Below are 19,875 nucleotides of genomic sequence, written 5' to 3' on the forward strand. Positions count from 1 at the left end.
TCTAAAGTCGCACCGACGTCTACGGGAATGTAGTCGCAGCTGTAGTCGGAGCGTGCCGGGCGATCACCGGCAGACCAGGGGACAGGACCACCCATGAGTGCCATCGGCATCGGCCAGGCCGTCATCCTCGGAGTCGTGGAGGGAGTCACCGAATTCCTGCCGGTCTCCTCCACCGGGCATCTGAAGCTGGCCGAGGGCCTGATGAACATCAAGGTGGACGACGACGCCGTCGTCGGCTTCACCGCGGTGATCCAGGTCGGCGCCATCGCCGCGGTGTTCGTCTACTTCTTCAAGGACATCGCACGATTCGTGACCGCGTGGCTGCGCGGGCTGACGGACAAGAGGGAGCGCGACAACCACGACTACGAGTTCACCTGGTGGGTGATCTACTCCACGATCCCGATCGTGATCGTCGGCCTGGCCGCCAAGAGCCTGATCGACGGCCCGCTCGGCTCGCTGTGGGTGGTCGCCGGATCACTGATCGGCGGCAGCATAGTCATGTGGGTCGCCGAGCAGATGGCCAGGTTCAAACGCGGTGAGCAGGAGGTCACGTTCAAGGACGCCATGATCGTCGGCACCTCGCAGATCCTGGCGCTGCTCTTCCCCGGCTTCTCCCGCTCCGGCGCGACCATCTCCACCGCGCTGATCCGCGACCTCGACCGGATGGCGGCCACCCGGCTGTCGTTCTTCCTCGGCCTGCCCGCGCTCACCGGCGCCGGACTGTACGAGCTGAAGGACGCCACCGGCGGCGGGGTCAGCGCCGGCGCGCTCGCGGTCGGCACCCTGGTGTCCTTCGTGGTCGCCTACGGTGCCATCGCCTGGCTGCTGCGTTTCGTCGCGCGGCACTCCTTCAACTCCTTCGTGATCTACCGGATCGTGCTCGGCTTCGTCCTGATCGGGCTGCTCGCGAGCAACGTCCTGGACGCCTGACCAGCGGCGCGATCCAGTGCACCGGGCCGGACCTCAAGGTCCGGCCCGTGTTTTCCCCGCATAGTTCACGACTTATTTTTTGATGTGTATTGACTCCCCGACAGGCGGCCCCTAGCGTCCACACCGCATCGCGACCCCACAACGCGACCGAGGAGACACGTGTGACCCAGGTACCCGCCGGGCCCGGCACGCCCGCCCGCACCCCCCGCCACCGCAGACGAACAGCCGCCCTCGTGGCGGCACTTCTGATACCGGTGGGCGCCGGCATCGCACTGGTCTCCGCCCCCGAGGCCGGAGCCGCGACCATCCCGACCGCCCCGGCAACCGTGACCGGCGTCGGCAGCGGCAAGTGCGTGGACGCCCGCGCCGCCGCCAGCGCCAACGGCACGGCCGTCCAGCAGTACACCTGCAACGGCAGCGCCGCGCAGCAGTGGCAGTTCACCGCCACCGACAGCGGCTACTACCGGATCGGCGCCGCCTCGGCCCCCGGCCAGGTCTGGGACGAGACGAACGTGTCCACCGCCGACGGCGCCCTCACCCAGCTGTGGCTGTACGGCGGCGGCGCCAACCAGCAGTGGCAGCCGGTCGCCGAGTCCAGCGGCGCCTTCCACTTCGTCAACCGCAACAGCGGCAAGTGCCTCGACGTGCCCAGCGCGTCGACCGCCGACAGCGTCCAGCTCCAGCAGTACACCTGCAACGGCAGCGCGGCGCAGTCCTTCAACGTCAGCGGCTCGGGCGGCGGCACCACCACCCCGCCGCCCACCGGAGGCGACCCCGACCTCGGCCCCAACGTGGTCACCTTCGACCCGTCGATGTCGGCCTCCTCGATCCAGTCCAGGCTGAACACGATCTTCAGCCAGCAGCAGACCAACCAGTTCGGCGGCCAGCGCTACGCCGTGCTGTTCAAGCCCGGCACCTACAGCGCCGACGTCAACGTCGGCTTCTACACCGAGGTCGCCGGACTCGGCCTGAGCCCCGACGACGTCACCATCAACGGTGCCGTGCACGCGGAGGCCGACTGGTTCCAGGGCAACGCCACCCAGAACTTCTGGCGTGACGCCGAGAACATGTCGGTCAACCCCACCGGCGGTACCGACCGCTGGGCCGTCTCGCAGGCCGCGCCCTACCGGCGGATGCACGTACGCGGCAATCTGGCGCTGGACGACGGCGGCTGGTCCAGCGGCGGCTTCATCGCCGACACCAAGGTCGACGGCCAGATCCGCTCCGGCTCCCAGCAGCAGTTCCTGACCCGGGACTCGACGATGGGCAGCTGGTCGGGCTCCAACTGGAACATGGTCTTCGTCGGCGACCAGGGCGCGCCCGCCCAGTCCTTCCCGACCTACACCACCGTCGCCTCCTCGCCCACCATCCGCGAGAAGCCGTTCCTGTACATCGACAGCTCCGGCAAGTACCAGGTCTTCGTGCCCGCGCTCCAGTCCAACGCGTCGGGCACCACCTGGAGCGGCAAGACCCCGGCGGGCCAGTCGCTGCCGATCGACCAGTTCTACATCGTCAAGCCCGGCGCCGCCGCTTCCGACATCAACGCGGCCCTCGCGGCGGGCAAGAACCTGCTGGTCACCCCCGGCGTCTACCACCTCAACCAGACGCTGAACATCACCCGCCCCGACACCGTCGTGCTGGGCCTGGGCCTGGCCACCCTGGTGCCCGACAACGGGATCACCGCGATCAGCACCTCCGACGTCGACGGCGTCAAGCTGGCGGGCCTGCTGATCGACGCGGGCACCACCAACTCCCAGCAGCTGATGCAGATCGGCCCGGCCGGCTCGTCCGCCAACCACGCGGCCGACCCGATCAGCCTGTCCGACGTCTTCTTCCGGATCGGCGGCGCCACCGTCGGCAAGGCCACCCAGTCACTGGTGATCAACAGCAACAACACGATCATCGACCACACCTGGATCTGGCGCGCCGACCACGGCAACGGCGGCACGGTCGGCTGGACCACCAACACCGCGGACAACGGCCTGACCGTCAACGGCAGCAATGTGACGGCGTACGGCCTGTTCGTGGAGCACTTCCAGAAAACGCAGGTCCAGTGGAACGGGCAGGGCGGCAGAACGTACTTCTTCCAGAACGAGATGCCCTACGACGTGCCCAACCAGGCCTCCTGGATGAACGGTTCGTCGCAGGGCTACCCCGCCTACAAGGTCGCCGACTCGGTCACCAGCCATGAGGCCTGGGGCCTGGGCAGCTACTGCTTCTTCAGCACCAACCCGTCGGTTGTCTCCGCCAACGCCTTCCAGGTGCCCAACACCTCCGGGGTGCGGTTCCACGACATGGTGACGGTCTCGCTGGGTGGCAGCGGCACGATCAGCCACGTCATCAACACCACGGGGGACGCCGTGAACAGCGGCCACCAGGTGACGTACCTGACCAGCTACCCGTAAACCGGATCGCGGCGGGAAGCAGGGGGGCCGGTCGGCCCGGGACACGTCCCGGGCCGACCGGCCCCCCGCCCGTGCGTGCGGCCGGCGGGCGGCCCGGCGGCGGGCGGGAAGACCCGGCCGACCCATCCCCCCACGGGTGGGCCGACCGGGCGTGAGCGGGCCGCGCGCCCAGGGGCGCGGCGGCCGGGTCGGGCACGGTGGCAGCGACGCGTGTCAGGTGAGCGTCGCTGCCACCGGGTTCCAGTCGGCCGGCAGGACCGGCACCGCGGGGGCCCCGGACTCCAGCGGCAGGACGGCGTGGCTCTGCGCGGACTCGGTGATCGTGGACATCAGCTCCAGCACGTGCTGGGCCAGCTCGCCCGACGCGCGGTGCCCGGTGCCGGTGCGCAGGGCGCGGGCCATGTCCAGCACGCCCATGCCGCGCCCCGCGGTGGAGCCGGCCACCGGCAGGTCGCGCCAGGCCTGCTCGCCGAACGCCTGCACCCGCAGCGGCCCGTCGAAGGTGTTCGGGTCGGGCAGCGACAGCGTCCCCTCGGTGCCGGTGATCTCGATCATCCGGCGCGGCACCGAGGAGTCGAAGCTGAACGTCGCCGACGCGCTCGGGCCGTCGGCGAAGTCCAGCAGCGCGTGCACATGCGTCGGCACCTCCACCGCGAAGGACGTGCCCGCCTTCGGCCCCGACCCGATCACCCGCTCCGCCCGCGCCTGCCGGGCCGTCGCCGACACCCGGCTCACCGGGCCGAAGAGCGCCACCAGGGCCGTCAGGTAGTAGGGACCGATGTCGAACAGCGGCCCGCCGCCGTACTGGAAGAGGAATTCCGGGCTCGGGTGCCAGCTCTCGGGTCCCGGCCCCTGGGTCACCGCGGTCACGCTGACCGGCTCGCCGATCACCCCGGCGCTCACCGCCCGGGCGGCGGACTGGAGTCCGGCGCCCAGGAAGGTGTCGGGGGCGCTGCCCACCAGCAGGCCCGCGGCCTGGGCCTCGGCGAGTATCTTCGCCCCGTCGGCCGGCGCCAGCGCCAGCGGCTTCTCGCCGTAGACGTGCTTGCCGGCCCGCAGCGCCGCGCTCGCGACCTCGGCGTGCGCCGCCGGGATCGTCAGGTTGACGACGATCTCCACCTCGGGGATCGCCAGCACCGAGGCGACATCGCCTGCCGCCGGCACCCCGTAGGTCTCGGCGGCGGCCCTGGCCCGCTCGACGTCCAGGTCGGCCACCGCGAGCACCCGCACATCGGGGAAGTTCGACAGCGCCGTCAGATACTGCGTACTGATCACCCCGGCGCCGACCAGGGCGACGCCGACAGGACCGCCGGTCATGAACGCCCCTCCAGCGCCGTCAGATAGACGTGGCTCTCGGCGACGGCCTCGAAGACGTCGCCCGCGCAGCTGTCCAGCTCCACGATCCTGACCGCCCGCGGCGCCGCCGCGAGGATCGACGGCACATCGATGGTGCCCTTCCCGACCGCGGTGTGCGGCTGCTCCTTGACGCCGGGGCCGTCCTTGACGTGCAGCGCGAGCACCCGGTCGCCCAGCGACCCCAGCAGCGCGGGCACGTCGGCGCCGCCGACGGCCGCCCAGTAGGTGTCGACCTCCAGGAAGACCTCCGGCGCCAGCAGGCCGGCCAGCACTTCCAGAGCGGTCCGGTCCTCGAAGCGCGGCTCGATCTCCCACCAGTGGTTGTGGTAGCCGATCCGCATGCCGTGCTCGGCGGCCTTGGCCGCGAAGCCGTTCAGCCGGTCGGCCACCCGCTGGAGCCCGTCGAGTGTGGTGAATTCGTCGTGGTCGATCCCGCCGGGGATGATCGCCAGGTCGGTTCCGATGGTGCCGACCGCGTCGAACACCTCCCCGGCGTCCTTGCTGAACAGCGCGTACGCGTGGGTGCTGGTGACGCTCAGCCCCAGCGCGTCCGCGGTCTTGCGGAAGCCGGCCGGGTCCGCGGTCGGGTCGTAGGGCTCCACCGAGCGGTAGCCGATCTCGGCGAGCCGGGCCAGCGTGCCGTCGCGGTCGGCGGCGATCTGGTCCCGGAGGGTGTAGAGCTGGATGCTCAGGGGCGTTGCCATCGAAACGATGCCTCCTGGAAGTGCGGCAGGTGCGGTACGGGCGGTACGGGTGCGGCCCGGCGGAGCCGCGTCTTCGGCGCGAACAGGCGGTCAGCCCACGATGAGCGGGCGCAGGGTGCGGTGGGCGATCTCCAGTCCCCGGGTGACCCTGGCGGTGTCCCCGCTCCACACCGGGTCCTCGTGCTCCACGGACAGCACACCGGTGAAGCCGCCCTCGTAGAGCGTGTCCACGATCCGGCGCCAGTCCACATCGCCCAGGCCCGGCACCCGGTAGCGCCACCAGCCGCTGTCCCAGCCGTCGGCCCGCCCGACCGTACGGCCGAAGAAGCCGTAGCGGTCCCTGGCCCGCGGGTCGAGCTGGGCGTCCTTGGCCTGGGCGTGCGGGATGCGGTCGACGTACGGGCGCAGCGCGGCCACCGGGTCGATGCCCAGCCACAGCAGGTGCGAGGGGTCGTAGTTGAGATAGAGGCCGAGGCCGAACATCCACTCCCACAGCTCGGGGGAGTAGGCGAGGTTGCCCGGGTAGCCGTCCGGGTGCCAGCCCTCCATCACGCAGTTCTCGATGATGATCCTCACCCCGCGCTCGCCCGCGTACTCCACCAGCGGCGGCAGTTCGTGCTCGGCCAGCGCGATGTTCTCCTTGACCGACAGGCCGGGGTGGCGGCCGATGAACGTACCGACGTACTCGACGCCGAGCAGCGCCGCCGCGTCGACGTTGGCCCGTACGTGGGCGGCGATCTCGGACCTGCGGGCCGGGTCGGGGTGCAGGTTGTTCTCGTAGTAGGCCAGCGCCGACAGGGTCAGCCCGTGCCGGTCGAACAGCGCGCGCACCTCGTCGGCCTGCCGCTTGCCGAAGCCGGCGACGTCGATGTGGCTGGCCTCGAAGTCCCGCGACCCGGTGGAGGGCCAGGTGGCGACCTCCAGGGCCTGGTAGTCGTGCGAGGCCGCCCACGCGGCGATCTCGTCCAGCGGCAGCTGCGGAAGGCAGGCGGTCAGGAAGCCCAGCTTCATGTCAGGAGACCTCTTTCCAGGACCGGTCCGCCGCCGACCGCAGAACGGCCTCGGTCAGGCGCACCATGCGGGCGGCGTCGTCGAAGGTGGGGAAGGCCCCACCGGTGCCGTCCTCGCGGACGGCGGCGTGCACATCGCGTACGAAGGCGGCGAAGCAGTCGAGATAGCCCATCGGGTGCCCGCCGGGCACCACCGACAGCCGGGCGGCCGCGGGGGACAGGACGGCGGGGTCGCGCTGCACCGCGGCGTTCTCGCCGCGGCTGCCGACGAAGAGGGTCTCCGGATTCTCCTGGTCGAAGGCCAGCGACGTGGCGCTGCCGTCCACCTCGAACCACAGCCGGTTCTTCCGGCCGGGGGAGATCTGCGAGACCGTCACCGTGCCGGTGGCGTCGCGGTCGGTGCGGAAGAGCAGCAGCACCGCGTCCTCGGTGTCCGGTACGCCGCCGGTCCTGGCCAGCGTCCGGCTCGTCGCGGTCAGCTCGGTGATCCGGTGGCCGGTCACCCACTCGACCAGGTCGCACCAGTGCGAGCCGATGTCGGCGAAGGCCCGGGACGGGCCGCCGGCCACCGCGTCCACCCGCCAGTTGGTGTCGTCGGGCTCCGACAGCCAGTCCTGGAGGTAGTGCCCGTGCACCAGTCGTACGTCGCCGGCCCGGCCGTCGAGCACCCGCGCCCTCGCCTCGGCCGCCATCGGGTGGTAGCGGTAGACGAACGGCACCGCCGCCACCCGGCCCGACTCCGCCGCGAGCGCCGCCAGCGCGTCGGCGGTGGCCGACGAGGTGGTGAGCGGCTTCTCGCAGACCACGTGCTTGCCGGCCCGCAGCGCCAGCTCGGCCAGCCGGGCGTGCGCGTCGTTGGGCGTGCAGATGTGCACCACGTCCACGTCGTCACTGGTGACCAGGTCCTCCGAGCTGTCGAAGGCCCGCTCCACGCCGAGCGCGGCCGCGGCCTCCTTGGCCCGCGCCGGCGTCGAGGCGCTGATGCCGACCACCGGCGCGCCCGTACGGCGTACGGCGTCCAGGTGCACCCGTCCGATCATCCCCGCGCCGGCGATCGCCGTACGCAGCGACGGCACGGACGACAACGACACTGCCGTTGGTATACCGCCCACAAATGGCCTCCCATTCCGCTTGCTTGAAACGCTAGCCATCCCTGTTTCGGTTGACAATGGCAGGGTTTCCGCTAACTTCTGTCATAAATCAGCCGGACGGCAGCCGGGACGACACCCTGACGGCGGCCCGGACGACACCCTGACGGCGTCCTTCCCGGCTCACGCCCCGAGCCCCGACGAAAGGCAGCCCCAGGTGACCGCAGCAGGCGACCGGCAGCTGACCGCGCTCAGCGAACTGGCCGGCCTGGTGGCCGGCGGTACCACCCGGCGCAGCCAACTCGCCACCGCCACCGGCCTGTCACGGGCCGCGGTCGCCCAGCGGGTGGACCTGCTGATCGCCAAGGGCCTGCTGGTGGAGACCGGCACCGTGGCCACCGAGCGCGGCCGTCCCCCGCTCACCTTGCGACTCGCCTCCGCCACCGCCGTGGTGGGCGCGGTCGACCTCGGAGCCACCCACAGCACGGCCGCCGTCGCCGACCTCGGCGGCACGGTCCTCGCCGAGGCCACCGAGGGCCTGGACATCAACGACGGCCCCGAGGCGGTGCTCACCGGCCTGCACCGGCAGCTCGGCCGGCTGCTCGCCGACGCCGGGCACCCCGCCGAGCACGTGCGGGCGATCAGCATCGGCCTGCCGGGACCGGTCGAGGCGAGCACGGGTACGGTCATCCGCCCGCCGATCATGCGCGGCTGGGACGGCTACCGGGTGCCGGCCTTCTTCGCCGACCGCTACCAGGCCCCCGTCCTGGTGGACAACGACGTCAACATGATGGCCCTCGGCGAGTACGGCCACCGCCCGGCCACCGCGCACCTGCTGTACGTCAAAGTCGGTACGGGTATCGGCTGCGGCATCGTCTCCGGCGGTGTCGTGCACCGCGGCGCGACCGGCGCGGCCGGCGACATCGGCCACATCCGGGTGCCGGGCCACGACGAGGTGCTGTGCCACTGCGGCAACACCGGCTGCGTCGAGGCCGTCGCCTCGGGCGCCGCCATCGCCGCGACGCTGCGCGAGGCGGGCCTGCCGGCCGAACACGCCGCCGACGTGGTCCGGCTGGTCGCGGCGGGCGACCCGCTGGCCCGCCGCCAGGTCCGGCTGGCGGCGCAGCGGCTCGGCGACGTCATCGCCTCGCTGGTCAGCTTCTACAACCCGGACACGATCGTGCTGGGCGGCAGCATCGCCAGCCTGCACGACGACCTGCTGGCCGACATCCGCGCCGCCGTCTACCGCCGCGCGCTGCCGCTCGCCACCCGTACCGTCGCCATCGAGACCACGCTGCTCGGGCGCAGGGCCGGCATCGAGGGCGCCAGGCGGCTCGCCGTCCAGCACCTGCTCTCGCCGGCGGGGATCGGCCAGATGCTGGCCGGCACCGGGGCCTGAGCGGTGGCCCCGGGCGGTGGCCCCGGGCGGCAGCCCGGCGGGCGCGGACAATACGACACCGCTCCCGAATCGGAAGTGCCTTTCACAGAACAACCGCCTCCCGGCGCGACGGGTGGGCATGCTGGTGCCATGGAGTCCTCCGCCGACAACGCCACCGTCTACCAGACCATCCGGGTCACCGCCCCGGAGTCACCGGTCGCGGCACTCGCCGACGTGGAGGCGTGGAAGGCGCGCAAGACACACCCCTCCATGCTCTTCGCGGGCGGCCCGGTCTTCGGTGTCGCCCGCGAGAGTCCGGACGGCGGATGGGTCCTCCAGCCGTACTTCAGCGGGCTCGCCCCGCAGGACGCCAGGGACGGCCTCGGCTCGTACTTCCGCCGGGTCGCGATGGAGGCGGCCGAGGGCGGGGACCCGCGGCGCGCGGCCGAATACCAGGCCGCGGGCGAGCTGCTGGACTGGGAGGCGCTCAACGACCTGACGGTGTGCGGGTGCCGCTACCGCGTCGTCCGGGCGGAACGCTTCATCCGGATGGGACCCGACGGCCCCGAGCCGCCCAGGATCACCGACCCCGACCCCAGCGAGCCCGGCGAGTCCCACGAAGGGCTCGACCCGGCAGCGGGCTTCGTCATCGACCCCTACGACCCGACCGGGGTCTCCGAGGGCATACTCAAGGCCGAACTCCTCGCGGCGCTGCGCAAACACGGGACCGTGCCGCGCGACGTCCGCGACGACTCGGGGACCGCGGCGGCCACGCACCCGGGCGGGGTGCTGCTCCCCGCGGCCTTCATGACCGCGGAGCGCGAGGGCGGCCAGTGGCGCCCCGGCTCCAGCGGCACCGCCGCGACGCCGCAGTCCGCGCGGGACGGTCTCGCGATGCAGCTGCGGGTCATGGTGCCCTGGCAGCGCGACCTCACCACCGAGCAGCGCTGCGTCTACAACGACGCGGCCGACCGGCTCGACGCCGAGCGCTGCGACGAACTCGACGTGGCCGGGCGCCACTTCCGCATCGTGCGGGTCGAACGCCTGGTCCGCGTCGGCCCCGACGGCCCCGAGAGCCCGCGCCCCTCCGACCCCGACCCGGTCCCCCCGGTCATGGTCCAGGACCGCGAACTGCGCGAGCAGGGGGTGCTCCGGGAGGAGGAGGACGGGGCGGAGGAGCCGGACGAGAGCACGCAGAAGTTCCTGCGGCTCTTCGACGAGGAACGGCGCCGCAGGGAGTCCTTGCGACGGCATTAGCGGTATACCGCCCGCCCCTCCGCGCCCGGTCGCACCCGGACCTTCTCCGGCGGTGGGTTGCTCGCGCAGTTCCCCGCGCCCCTGAGCACGCCCGCCCGCGTCCCGCGACGACCACCTCGCCGGCGAGGAGCAGTTGCGGCCGGCGTGCCCCTCGGGGGCGCGAGGAACACCGCGAGGTGTGAGGCCCACGGCAAGTGGCGCGCCCTGAGGGGCGCGGGGAACGGCGCGCCCAGCCACAGGCTCACCGCAACGTGCGGGCGCCACCGCACGTGGCAACCCCCTCAGGCGCGCGGGGAACTGCGCGGCACGTTCGCCGCCGGGGGAAGGTCCCGCGACAGCGAGGTCGCCCAGACGTGGTGGGTCGCGTACGTGCGCCAGGGGCGCCACCGGGCGGCCGGGGCGGAGCCCGGGAGGAGGAGGACGTCGGGGTCGCCCAGCGCCCGCATACGGATGACCGCGGCTGTCCGCACCCCCACCCCTGGCAGCGCCACAAGCAGGCGCTCCGCCTCGTCCCGGTCGGCCCCGGGATCGAGCCGCAGCTCGCCGGTCGCAAGCGCGGCGGCGACCGCGCGCAGGACCGGGCGGACGTCGGCGTCCACCTCCGTCAGCTCGGCCTCCGCCAGGTCCGCCGGGCGGGGGAAGAGCCGGGTGAGGCCGCCGCTGGGCGCGGCCAGCGGCTCGCCGTAGGCCGCGGCGACAGCGGCGGCCCGCGCGGCGTCACCGATGACCGCGTGCAGCGCGAATTCCTCCGGGTCGGCGGTGCCCGGCGCCCGCAGCCCCGGGCGCAGGGCGACGGACCCGGCAAGTACCGGATCGGCCCCGAGGCGTTCCGCGACCGCGAACGGATCCGCGTCGAGGTCGAAGAGCCGCCGCACCCGCTGGGTCGCCGTCGTGAGGTCGCGCAGGTCGCCGAGGTGCAGCCGGCATTCGAGCCAGCCGCCGCTGCCGAGGCCCTCCTCGACCTCGGCGACACCGGAGCCGTGCGGCAGCCGCAGCGTACGGCGGTAGACGCGCGCGCCGCGGTCGCCGGTGACCTCCTCGATGCCGCAGACCGCACGCGCGGCGAGGTGGTCGAAGACCTGCGCGGAGTCGTAGCCGCCGCGGTAGGCGAGCCGCAGCGGCACACCGGTCGCGGTGCCGTGGTCCCCGCAGGGTCCGGCCGGGGCGGCGGCGACCGGGCCGAAGCGGGAGCCGCGGCCGGGGCGGGCGGCCCGCAGTTCGGTCGGGGTGGCCGCGTAGATCTCCCTGATCGTCTCGTTGAACTGCCGCACGCTGGCGAAACCGGACGCGAAGGCGATCTCGGCCGCCTGGAGGGAGGTGGTCTGGAGCAGCACGCGCGCGGTGTGGCCGCGCTGGGCCCGGGCGAGCGCGATGGGCCCCGCGCCCAGCTCCGCGTTCAGCTGCCGCTGGACCTGGCGGGCACTGTAGCCGAGCCGGGTGGCGAGGCCCGCGACGCCCTCGCGGTCCACGATGCCGTCCCCGATGAGCCGGATCGCCCGGCCCACCACGTCGGCCCTGGCGTTCCAGTCCGCGGAGCCGGGCACCGCGTCGGGCCGGCAGCGCCGGCACGCCCGGAACCCGGCGCCCTGCGCGGCCGCGGCGGTCGGGAAGAAGGAGACGTTCGCCCGCTTGGGCGTGATCGCGGGACAGCTGGGCCGGCAGTAGATCCCGGTGCTCGACACGGCGAAGAAGAAGACCCCGTCGAATCGCGCGTCCCGGCTGCGGACCGCCTCGTACCTGCTGTCCTCGGTCGTCATGTGTCCAGTATGGCCACCCGCCGGACCCGGGGCTAGCGGATATCGGACGTGGTGTCCGGCCCGCCGGGACTCAGCGCGGGCGGACCGCGCGGGGGCCGACGCAGTGCGCGCCCGCCGCCTCGACCCGGGCCCGCAGGCCCCGGTCGGCGGTGACCACCAGGCAGGGGCGGCCCGCGGCGTCCGCGGCGAGGCCGGCGATCAGGTCGTCGCCGCTGCCGGGGGCCTCCTCGATCCGCACGCCCGGTACCGGCGGCACCCCGCGGGCCGCGCCCTCGGTCACCAGCAGGACGTCGAGCGGTACGCCGGTCGCCCACGGCGGGGCACCGCTCGCCGCCGGCAGCCCGGCGGCGGCCAGCGGGACCAGCAGGTCGCGCAGCCGGGCCGCGGCGCCCCGCCGGTCCCGCCACCAGCCGTCGGGCACCGAGCCGACGACGTTCGCGCCGTCCACCACCAGCAGCGGCGCCGGCCCGGTCACGGCCGCTCCCCGCCGCCCGTGGGCCGCTGAGTCCCGCCCGCCAGGTGCGGGAAGCGGAATTCGGTACGGCTGCGCAGCACCTCGCCGGGCCGCAGCACGGTCGACGGGTAGCCGGCCCTGTTCGGCGAGTCGGGCAGGTGCTGGGTCTCCAGGCACACCGCGTCGTGCGGCCCATAGCGGCGGCCGTCGGGACCGGCGAGGGAGCCGTCGAGGCGGTTGGCGGTGTAGACCTGGATGCCGGGTTCCGTGGTGCGCACCTCCATCGTCCGGCCGCTGCCCGGATCGTGGAGCACCGCGGCGGTGCGCGGCACCCCGGGGTCGGCGGACGGGCGCAGCACCCAGCAGTGGTCGTAGCCGTCGGCGGCCTTGACCTGCGGATCGGGCGCGCGCAGGCCGTCGCCGAGCGCGCGCGGCGAGGTGAAGTCGAACGGCGTGCCCGCCACCTGCTGTTCCGGACCCCACGGGATGGACTCGGTGGAGACCGGCAGGAAGCCGTCGGCGTCGATACGGAGCATGTGCCCCAATATCCCACCGGGTCCGGGTCCGGGTCCGGACCCGGACCCGGACCCGGACCCGGACACCGGCCCGTCATCCGCTCCCGTGCCCGCCAGGTTGAAATACGCGTGGTTGGTGAGGTTGACGACCGTCGCCCGGTCCGTGCGCGCCTCGAAGGACAGCGCGAGCGTCCCGTCCTCGCCGAGCGCGTAGGTCGCGCTGACGTCCAGCCCGCCGGGGAAGCCCATGTCGCCGTCCGGGCTGTGCAGCGTCAGCCGCAGCGCCCCGGGCAGCGGTTCGGCCTGCCACAGGCGGTGGTGGAAGCCGTCCGGGCCGCCGTGCAGGGTGTGCCCGCGGTCGTTGGCGGGCAGCCGGTGCAGCCGGCCGTCGAGCAGGAAGCGGGCACTGCCGATCCGGTTGGCGTAGCGGCCGATGAGCGCCCCGAAGTACGGGCTGCGCTCGGCGTACGCCGGCACGTCGGGCAGCGACAGCACGACCGACGCGCGGCGCCCCGCGGGGTCGGGCACGTGCAGGGCGTGCAGGATGCCGCCGTAGGTGAGGATCTCGGCGGCGACCCCGGCCGCGGATTCGAGCCGCCAGCACTCCACCGGCTGTCCGTCGGGGGTGCGGCCGAAGGGGGAGCGGTGCGGTAGGGGCGCGGGCATCGGCGGTCCTCGGCGGTCGGCGGATCGGGACATTGACGGGCGTGCGGGCGCGTTCACCCGGAGCGCGGGCGTACGGAACACGCGTCCGCGCTCACCCGGTGCGCGCGGCGCTGGACTCCCGCGCGACCAGCGTGTAGCCGGGACGTATCCGCTCCGGCTGCAACTGCGGGTCGCCGGCCAGTCTGGCCACCACCCGCTCGACTGCCAGCCGGGCGATGGCCTGCTTGTCGGGTGAGACCGTGGTCAGCGCGATGGTGGAGAAGCGGCCCTCCTCGACGTCGTCGAAGCCGACCACCGACACGTCCTGCGGCACCCGCAGCCCCCGCTCGACCAGCGCCCGCATCGCGCCGAGCGCCATCAGGTCGTTGTACGCGAAGACCGCGTCGGGCTCGGCGCCCCGGTCGAGCAGCGCGTTCATCGCGGCGGCGCCGTCCCAGCGGCCGTAGCCGTCGGTGGCGGCCACCAGCGTCTCGTCGTGCGGCAGGCCGGCCGCGGTCAGCTCCTCGCGCCAGCCGCGCAGCCGCAGGTGCGCGGGCTGCCGCGCCATCTCCCTGCGCGCGCCGAGGAACGCGATCCGCTGCCGGCCGAGCCCGGCCAGGTGGCGTACCGCGCTACGGGCGGCGGCCACGTTGTCGATGGCGATGTGGTCGTAGGGCGCGTCGTACTCGCGCTCGCCGAGCAGCACCAGCGGCGCGTCGCCGGGGCGGCCGAGGAGGTCGGCGGCCTCCAGCTCGATCGGGCTGAGGATCAGGCCGTCGATGACATGGGCCCGGAAGCCCTGCGAGACCAGCAGCTCCTTCTCGCGCAGGCCCGCGGTGTGGTCGAGCAGCACCGTGTAGTCGTGCCGCGCGGCGGCGTCGATGACGGCGCCGGCCAGCTCCGCGAAGTACGGGTTGCCCAGCTCCGGCACGGCCAGCGCGATGATGCCGGTCCTGCCCTTGCGCAGGTGGCGGGCGGTCAGGTTCGGCCGGTAGCCCAGCTGGTCGATGGCCCGCTGGACGCGCTCGCGCATCCCGGGGGTCACATGGGGGTAGTTGTTCACCACGTTCGACACGGTCTTGACGGACACGCCTGCCAGCTGCGCGACGTCCTTGAGGCTGGCGCCCACGGAGTTCCTTCCCTCGGCCGTCCTGCGGAGGCACGGCGGTTCCGGCCTCAGTGTGCCGGTCCCGTATGTGGTGCGGGTGCGCGGCCGGTGTCCGTCAGGTACCGCGTCTGGCGGCCGACAGATACCGCTGGGCGACCACGACCACGATCAGGAAGCCGCCGCTGACCACCGACTGGTAGGAGGAGTTGAGCGAGCCGATCTGGTTGATCAGGTTCTGGATGACGCCGAGCAGCAGCACCCCCCACAGCGTGCCCGACACCGATCCCGCGCCGCCCACCAGCAGCGTGCCGCCGATCACCACCGCCGAGATCGCGTCCAGCTCCATGCCGACGCCGATGATGGTCACCCCCGACGACAGCCGGGCCGCGTTCAGCGCGCCGGCGAATCCGGCGAGCAGCCCGCTGAGCGTGTAGACCAGCACCTTGGTACGCGCCACCGGCAGGCCCATCAGCAGCGCCGCGTCCCCGCTGCCGCCGACCGCGAACAGCGCCTGGCCGAACGAGGTGCGCTGCAGCACCAGGCCGCCCAGCCCGAACAGCGCGAGCGCGATCAGCACCGGGTAGCCGAAGCCCCACACCGCGCCGCCGCCCAGCTTCTGGAAGGCCGAGCCGCGCGGCACCAGATACGTCCTGGCGCCCTCGTGGGTCAGCGCGAGCAGCAGCCCGCGGGCGCCGAGCAGCGAGGCGAGTGTCACGATGAACGGCGCCATGCCGGCCTTGGCGACCAGCAGCCCGTTGACCGTGCCGATCGCTCCGCACACCACCAGCGGCAGCAGCAGCGCGGGCAGGAAGCCGTACTGCGACGCCCAGGCGGCGACCACTCCGCCGAGCGCGAAGACCGAGCCGACCGACAGGTCGATGCCGCCGGTGACGATCACCAGCGTCATGCCGAGCGCGACGACCGACAGGAAGGACGCCTGGATGGTGATGCCGCGGGTGTTGTCCAGCGTCGCGAAGGAGGAGAAGAGGAAGGAGGAGATCACGCAGAGCAGGACCAGGACCGCCAGCACGCCCTGGCGCTGGAGCAGTTCGGCCGCGCGCTGCCGGCCGCCGGGGCGGGGTTCGGCGGCCACGGTGAGCGGGGGCGGCGGCCCGGCGGGTGCGGGCGGGGCGGGATTCACGAGGGACTTCATCGGGCTCTGCGCTCCCGGGCGACGTAGACGGCGACGAGGATGATGCCCGCCTGGACCATCTGGGCGGTGGAGTCGTGCAGGTCGTGGGTGACCAGGGTGGCGTGCAGCAGCTGCATCAGCAGGGCGCCGAAAACGGTGCCGAGCACCCGGACGGAGCCGCCGGTCAGCGGGGTGCCGCCGACCACGACCGCGGTGATCGCGGACAGTTCCATCAGGTTGCCCAGCGACGAGGGGTCGCTCGCGGTCAGCCGCGCGGTGGCGAGCACCCCGGCGAGCGCGGCCAGCACCCCGCAGATGACGTAGACCCCGATCAGGACCCGCCGCACCGGCAGTCCGGCGAGCGCGGCGGCCTTGCGGTTGCCGCCGACGGCCACCAGTTGGCGCCCGAAGGTGGTGCGCTGGACGAGTCCCGCGACCAGCGCCGCCAGCACCCCGGCGATCAGCACGACCACCGGGACGCCCAGCACGCTGTCGGTGCCGAGGCTGAGCAGGTCGGTGTTCTCGATCTGCTTGAGCTGCCCGTCGGCGATGACCAGGGCCAGGCCCCGGCCGCCGACGAAGAGCGCGAGGGTGGCGACGATCGGCTGGAGGCCGACCAGCGCCACCAGCGAGCCGTTGACCAGCCCGACCACCACCCCGGCCAGCAGCGCCACCAGCAGCGAGGGCAGCAGCCCGTACCCGAGGTAGAGCGGCAGCAGCGCGCCGGACAGCGCCATCGTGGAGCCCACCGACAGGTCGACGCCCTCGGTGCCGATGACCAGCGCCATGCCGAGCGCGACGATCACCACGGGCGCGACCTGGACCAGTTGGGTGCGCAGGTTGTCGGCGGTGAGGAAGTGGTCGGTGAAGATGCCGTTGAAGACCAGCAGCGCCAGGACGGCGCCGTAGACGCCGTAGCGCTGGAGCGCGTCGGCGATCCGCGGCCGGTCCAGGCCGCGGGGGAGCGCGAACGACGTCATCGGGGGTCCTCCTTCTGCGGGCCGGGTGCCTGCCCGGCCGTACGGTCCGCGGCGTCGTCCGCCGTCCGGTCCGCGGCCTCGTCCGGAGCGTCCCGCGGTCCGTCCAGCTGTCCCCTCCGCGGTCCTCCCGGCGGTTCCGCGCTGTCCGCCGCGGGCTCCGGTACGGGTTGCGGCGCGGTCTCCGCCAGTACGGTCAGCAGCGCGCCCTCGGAGACTTCGTCGCCGGTCAGCTCGCCGGCGACCGCGCCGGCCCGCAGCACCACGATGCGGTCGGCGCCCTCCACCAGCTCCTCCAGCTCGGAGGAGATCAGCAGCACCGCCAGGCCCTCGGCGGCCAGTTCGTCGATCAGCGTCTGCACCTCCGCCTTCGCGCCGACGTCGATGCCCCGGGTCGGCTCGTCCAGCAGCAGCACCCGCGGTTCCAGGCACAGCCAGCGGGCCAGCAGCACCTTCTGCTGGTTGCCGCCGGACAGCTCGCCGACCTTCTGCTCGGGGCCGGCCGCCTTGATCCGCAGCCGCTTCATGAAGATGTCCACGACCCGGTCCTGCTTGCGCCGGGAGATGAAGCCGAACCGGGACAGCCGGGGAAGGGCGGCGAGCACGATGTTCTCCCGGACCGACAGGCCGGGCACGATGCCCTCGGCCTTGCGGTCCTCGGGCAGCAGGCTGATCCCGGCCCGGATCGCGGCGGCCGAGCTGATCCGGGACAGCCGGCGCCCGCCGACCGTGATCTCGCCGCCGTCCAGCGGCAGCGCGCCGGCCAGCGCCTTCGCGGTCTCGCTGCGGCCCGACCCCAGCAGCCCGCCCAGGCCCAGCACTTCGCCGGGCCGCAGGTCCAGGCCGATACCGTCGAGCAGATGCCGGCGGGTCAGCCCGGTCGCGGTGAGCACCGGCTCGGCCGCCGCGGTCCTGCTGTCGCCGAAGCTGGTGGCGCCCTCCTTGCGCACCTGCGCCAGCTCGCGGCCGAGCATCATCGAGACCAGCCGCACCCGGTCGGTGTCCTTGAGGTCGCCGGTGTGCACCAGGCGCCCGTCGCGGAGCACGGTGACCCGGTCGCAGATCCGGTACAGCTCGTCCATCCGGTGGCTGACGTAGACCAGCGAGATGCCGCGGCCGTGCAGTTCGCCGATCACCCGGAACAGCGTCTCGACCTCGCGCGGCTCCAGCGACGAGGTCGGCTCGTCCATCACCACGACCCTGGCGCGTACCGAGACCGCCCTGGCCAGCGCGACCATCTGCTGGGTGCCGATGCCGAGGGTGTGCAGCGGGCGGCGCGGGTCGGTGGTGATGCCGAAGCCGCCCAGCAGGTCGGCGGTCTCCCGGTGCATCCGGCGGAAGTCGACCAGGCCGAGCCGGGTCCTGGGCTCCCGGCCCAGGAAGATGTTGCGGGCCACGCTCATCAGCGGGACCAGGTTCACCTCCTGGTAGATGGTGGAGATGCCGGCCTGCTGCGCCTCGTGCGGGCGGTGGAAGGCGACCTGCTCGCCGCCGAGCCGCAACTCGCCCTCGTCGGGCCGGTGGACGCCGGTGAGGATCTTGATCAGCGTCGACTTGCCCGCCCCGTTCTCCCCGACGAGCGCGTGGATCTCACCCGCGCGCAGGGTGAACGAGACATCGTCGAGCGCCACCACACCGGGGAAGCGTTTGCTGACGCCGACCGCCTCCAGTACGGGGGCCGGTGGGGCCGCGGGGGTCCGGGGGCCGTCGGGACCCGGCGGAGCGGACTGCGCCGCGGCGGCTTCTGGTGGTGCCATGTCGGTGGCCTGGCCTTCCGGGTGTCAGGGGGCGGGTCGCTCAGAAGGCCCCGGCCACCGAGTCCTTGGCATTGCTCTCGTCGTAGGCGCGGTCGGAGATGATGACGTTCTGCGGTATCGCCTCGCCGCCGTAGAACTTCTGCGCGGTGGCGAAGGCCAGCGGCCCGAAGCGCGGGTTGGACTCGATCACCGCGTTGTACTGGCCGTTGACGATGGCCTGGACGGCGTTGCGGGTGCCGTCCACCGAGACGACCTTGACGTCCTTGCCGGGGTTCTTGCCCGCGCTCTTGAGCGCGGTGACCGCGCCGAGGCCCATCTCGTCGTTCTCCGCGTAGACCGCGGTGATGCCGGGCTTGGACTGGATGAGCTGCTCCATGACCTGCTGGCCCTTGTCGCGGGTGAAGTCACCGGTCTGCTGGGCCACCACCTTCAGGCCGGGCGCCTTGGCGGCGATCTCGTCCAGGAAGCCCTTGGTGCGGTCGGTGGTGACGTTGTTGCCGGAGGAGCCGAGCAGGATCGCGACCTGGCCCTTGCCGCCGGTCGACGCGATCATGGCGTCCGCGGCGCGCTGGCCCTGCTTGACGAAGTCCGAGCCGAGGAAGGTGACGTAGTCCTTGCAGGAGGTGGCGTTGATCTTGCGGTCGATGGTGATCACCGGCACGTGCTTGGCCGCGGCGGCCTGCAACGCGGGCTCCAGGCCGTCGGAGTTGAGCGGCGCCACGATCAGCAGCTGCGCGCCCTGGGTGAGCATGTCCTGGATGTCGCTGATCTGCTTGGGCAGTTGGGACTGCGCGTCGGTGGTGAGCAGCTTCTTCACCCCGAGCCTGGCGGCCTCGTCCTTGATCGACTTGGTCTCGGCGATCCGGAACGGGTTGTCCTCCTTCTCGGACTGCGAGAAGCCGACGACCGCGTTCTTCAGGTCGAGCTTCGGCGCGCCGTAGGCGGCCAGGGTGCAGCCGTCGGCCGCCGCCGTGGCCGACTCGGTGACCTGCTGCTGGGCCGCGTCCTGGGAACCGCTGGGCGCCGCCGCCTTGTCGTCGCCCTCGGACTTGGAGCAGCCGGTGGCGGCGAGGCCCGCGGTGGCGAGCAGCAGGCAGGCGGCGGCCAGGGTGCGGGTTCTGTGCTTGGTCATGCTCACGACACTCCTTGGTCTCGACGGAGGTGCGTCCGTCGGTCGTACGAGTGGTCCGGGGCGGCGCGCCGGAGAGTGGGAACAGGTGTCCCGGGGCGCGGCTTTACAACGTTATATACGCGGCTCCCGACCACGACAAGAAGGCGGTCGAGAGTTTCGAAAACCCGCCAGCTGCCGCCTCCGGCCACTGTCCGACGGGGCGGGTGGGACTTCAGGCGACTTCTGTGTGAGCTATGGACATGACAGTCCGTGCGTGCTGTCATGCCGGGT

16 protein-coding genes are annotated in these 19,875 nt (G+C 72.9%); 4 read left to right on the forward strand and 12 right to left on the reverse strand.

The window, feature by feature from the left end:
• Window positions 1-93 precede the first annotated feature (93 nt).
• Both OHA86_RS31995 and OHA86_RS32000 read left to right on the forward strand, forming a co-directional pair.
• Window positions 94-930 carry an undecaprenyl-diphosphate phosphatase gene (locus OHA86_RS31995; RefSeq protein WP_329180932.1) on the forward strand — a complete coding sequence of 279 codons (837 nt, stop codon included), beginning with the start codon at window positions 94-96 and terminating at the stop codon, window positions 928-930.
• 161 nt (window positions 931-1,091) lie between these two features.
• Window positions 1,092-3,335 carry an RICIN domain-containing protein gene (locus tag OHA86_RS32000; protein WP_443071924.1) on the forward strand — a complete coding sequence of 748 codons (2,244 nt, stop codon included), beginning with the start codon at window positions 1,092-1,094 and terminating at the stop codon, window positions 3,333-3,335.
• A 213-nt stretch (window positions 3,336-3,548) separates the two neighbouring features.
• On the opposite strand, the gene OHA86_RS32005 is transcribed toward OHA86_RS32000, so the two are convergent.
• The 4 genes from OHA86_RS32005 to OHA86_RS32020 all read right to left on the reverse strand — a co-directional run bounded on the left by OHA86_RS32005 (window position 3,549) and on the right by OHA86_RS32020 (window position 7,496).
• Window positions 3,549-4,652: a Gfo/Idh/MocA family protein gene (locus OHA86_RS32005; RefSeq protein ID WP_329180934.1), complete on the reverse strand. Its 1,104-nt coding sequence runs from the start codon at window positions 4,650-4,652 to the stop codon at window positions 3,549-3,551.
• Window positions 4,649-5,395 carry a sugar phosphate isomerase/epimerase family protein gene (locus OHA86_RS32010; protein ID WP_329180936.1) on the reverse strand — a complete coding sequence of 249 codons (747 nt, stop codon included), beginning with the start codon at window positions 5,393-5,395 and terminating at the stop codon, window positions 4,649-4,651. Before OHA86_RS32010 ends, OHA86_RS32005 begins: the two co-directional genes overlap by 4 nt.
• 90 nt (window positions 5,396-5,485) lie before the next feature.
• Window positions 5,486-6,406, reverse strand: a complete 921-nt coding sequence (locus OHA86_RS32015; RefSeq protein WP_329180938.1) for a sugar phosphate isomerase/epimerase family protein — start codon at window positions 6,404-6,406, stop codon at window positions 5,486-5,488.
• A gap of 1 nt (window position 6,407) precedes the next feature.
• Window positions 6,408-7,496: a Gfo/Idh/MocA family protein gene (locus OHA86_RS32020; protein WP_329180940.1), complete on the reverse strand. Its 1,089-nt coding sequence runs from the start codon at window positions 7,494-7,496 to the stop codon at window positions 6,408-6,410.
• 214 nt (window positions 7,497-7,710) lie between these two features.
• Here OHA86_RS32020 and OHA86_RS32025 point away from each other — a divergent pair, with 214 nt between their 5' ends.
• Both OHA86_RS32025 and OHA86_RS32030 read left to right on the forward strand, forming a co-directional pair.
• Window positions 7,711-8,892 carry an ROK family transcriptional regulator gene (locus tag OHA86_RS32025; protein WP_329180942.1) on the forward strand — a complete coding sequence of 394 codons (1,182 nt, stop codon included), beginning with the start codon at window positions 7,711-7,713 and terminating at the stop codon, window positions 8,890-8,892.
• A gap of 129 nt (window positions 8,893-9,021) precedes the next feature.
• Window positions 9,022-10,128 (forward strand): DUF5954 family protein, encoded by a 1,107-nt coding sequence (locus OHA86_RS32030; RefSeq protein WP_329180944.1) that lies wholly within the window; start codon window positions 9,022-9,024, stop codon window positions 10,126-10,128.
• Window positions 10,129-10,409: 281 nt separating this feature from the next.
• Here the strand turns inward: OHA86_RS32030 and OHA86_RS32035 are convergent, their stop codons facing one another.
• From OHA86_RS32035 to OHA86_RS32070, 8 genes are all read right to left on the reverse strand, one after another.
• The gene (locus tag OHA86_RS32035; RefSeq protein ID WP_329180946.1) at window positions 10,410-11,885 is read right to left on the reverse strand and encodes a DNA-3-methyladenine glycosylase 2 family protein; all 1,476 of its coding nucleotides are present in this window, start codon (window positions 11,883-11,885) and stop codon (window positions 10,410-10,412) included.
• Between the two features lie 70 nt (window positions 11,886-11,955).
• Complete coding sequence (locus tag OHA86_RS32040; RefSeq protein WP_329180947.1) at window positions 11,956-12,360, reverse strand: NTP pyrophosphohydrolase; 405 nt, start codon at window positions 12,358-12,360, stop codon at window positions 11,956-11,958.
• Window positions 12,357-13,520, reverse strand: coding sequence for an aldose epimerase family protein (locus OHA86_RS32045; RefSeq protein WP_329180949.1), 1,164 nt, complete (start codon window positions 13,518-13,520; stop codon window positions 12,357-12,359). The genes OHA86_RS32040 and OHA86_RS32045 overlap by 4 nt, the downstream gene beginning before the upstream one ends.
• A gap of 91 nt (window positions 13,521-13,611) precedes the next feature.
• Window positions 13,612-14,628 carry a LacI family DNA-binding transcriptional regulator gene (locus OHA86_RS32050; RefSeq protein ID WP_329180951.1) on the reverse strand — a complete coding sequence of 339 codons (1,017 nt, stop codon included), beginning with the start codon at window positions 14,626-14,628 and terminating at the stop codon, window positions 13,612-13,614.
• 94 nt (window positions 14,629-14,722) lie between these two features.
• Window positions 14,723-15,760, reverse strand: coding sequence for an ABC transporter permease (locus OHA86_RS32055; protein ID WP_329180953.1), 1,038 nt, complete (start codon window positions 15,758-15,760; stop codon window positions 14,723-14,725).
• Window positions 15,757-16,719 (reverse strand): ABC transporter permease, encoded by a 963-nt coding sequence (locus OHA86_RS32060; protein ID WP_329180955.1) that lies wholly within the window; start codon window positions 16,717-16,719, stop codon window positions 15,757-15,759. Before OHA86_RS32060 ends, OHA86_RS32055 begins: the two co-directional genes overlap by 4 nt.
• Window positions 16,716-18,473 carry a sugar ABC transporter ATP-binding protein gene (locus tag OHA86_RS32065; protein ID WP_329180957.1) on the reverse strand — a complete coding sequence of 586 codons (1,758 nt, stop codon included), beginning with the start codon at window positions 18,471-18,473 and terminating at the stop codon, window positions 16,716-16,718. The genes OHA86_RS32060 and OHA86_RS32065 overlap by 4 nt, the downstream gene beginning before the upstream one ends.
• Before the next feature lie 40 nt (window positions 18,474-18,513).
• Entirely contained in the window at window positions 18,514-19,605 is a 1,092-nt protein-coding gene (locus OHA86_RS32070; RefSeq protein WP_329180959.1) for an ABC transporter substrate-binding protein, read from the reverse strand.
• Window positions 19,606-19,875: the final 270 nt, after the last annotated feature.

It is taken from the genome of Streptomyces sp. NBC_01477, from assembly GCF_036227245.1.
Classification (GTDB): domain Bacteria; phylum Actinomycetota; class Actinomycetes; order Streptomycetales; family Streptomycetaceae; genus Actinacidiphila.

Coding starts and splice junctions, on each gene's coding strand:
- OHA86_RS31995 (WP_329180932.1), top strand. CDS start 94: ATGAGTGCCATCGGCATCGGCCAGGCCGTCATCCTCGGAGTCGTGGAG.
- OHA86_RS32005 (WP_329180934.1), bottom strand. CDS start 4,652: ATGACCGGCGGTCCTGTCGGCGTCGCCCTGGTCGGCGCCGGGGTGATC.
- OHA86_RS32010 (WP_329180936.1), bottom strand. CDS start 5,395: ATGGCAACGCCCCTGAGCATCCAGCTCTACACCCTCCGGGACCAGATC.
- OHA86_RS32015 (WP_329180938.1), bottom strand. CDS start 6,406: ATGAAGCTGGGCTTCCTGACCGCCTGCCTTCCGCAGCTGCCGCTGGAC.
- OHA86_RS32030 (WP_329180944.1), top strand. CDS start 9,022: ATGGAGTCCTCCGCCGACAACGCCACCGTCTACCAGACCATCCGGGTC.
- OHA86_RS32035 (WP_329180946.1), bottom strand. CDS start 11,885: ATGACGACCGAGGACAGCAGGTACGAGGCGGTCCGCAGCCGGGACGCG.
- OHA86_RS32045 (WP_329180949.1), bottom strand. CDS start 13,520: ATGCCCGCGCCCCTACCGCACCGCTCCCCCTTCGGCCGCACCCCCGAC.
- OHA86_RS32055 (WP_329180953.1), bottom strand. CDS start 15,760: ATGAAGTCCCTCGTGAATCCCGCCCCGCCCGCACCCGCCGGGCCGCCG.
- OHA86_RS32060 (WP_329180955.1), bottom strand. CDS start 16,719: ATGACGTCGTTCGCGCTCCCCCGCGGCCTGGACCGGCCGCGGATCGCC.
- OHA86_RS32065 (WP_329180957.1), bottom strand. CDS start 18,473: ATGGCACCACCAGAAGCCGCCGCGGCGCAGTCCGCTCCGCCGGGTCCC.
- OHA86_RS32070 (WP_329180959.1), bottom strand. CDS start 19,605: ATGACCAAGCACAGAACCCGCACCCTGGCCGCCGCCTGCCTGCTGCTC.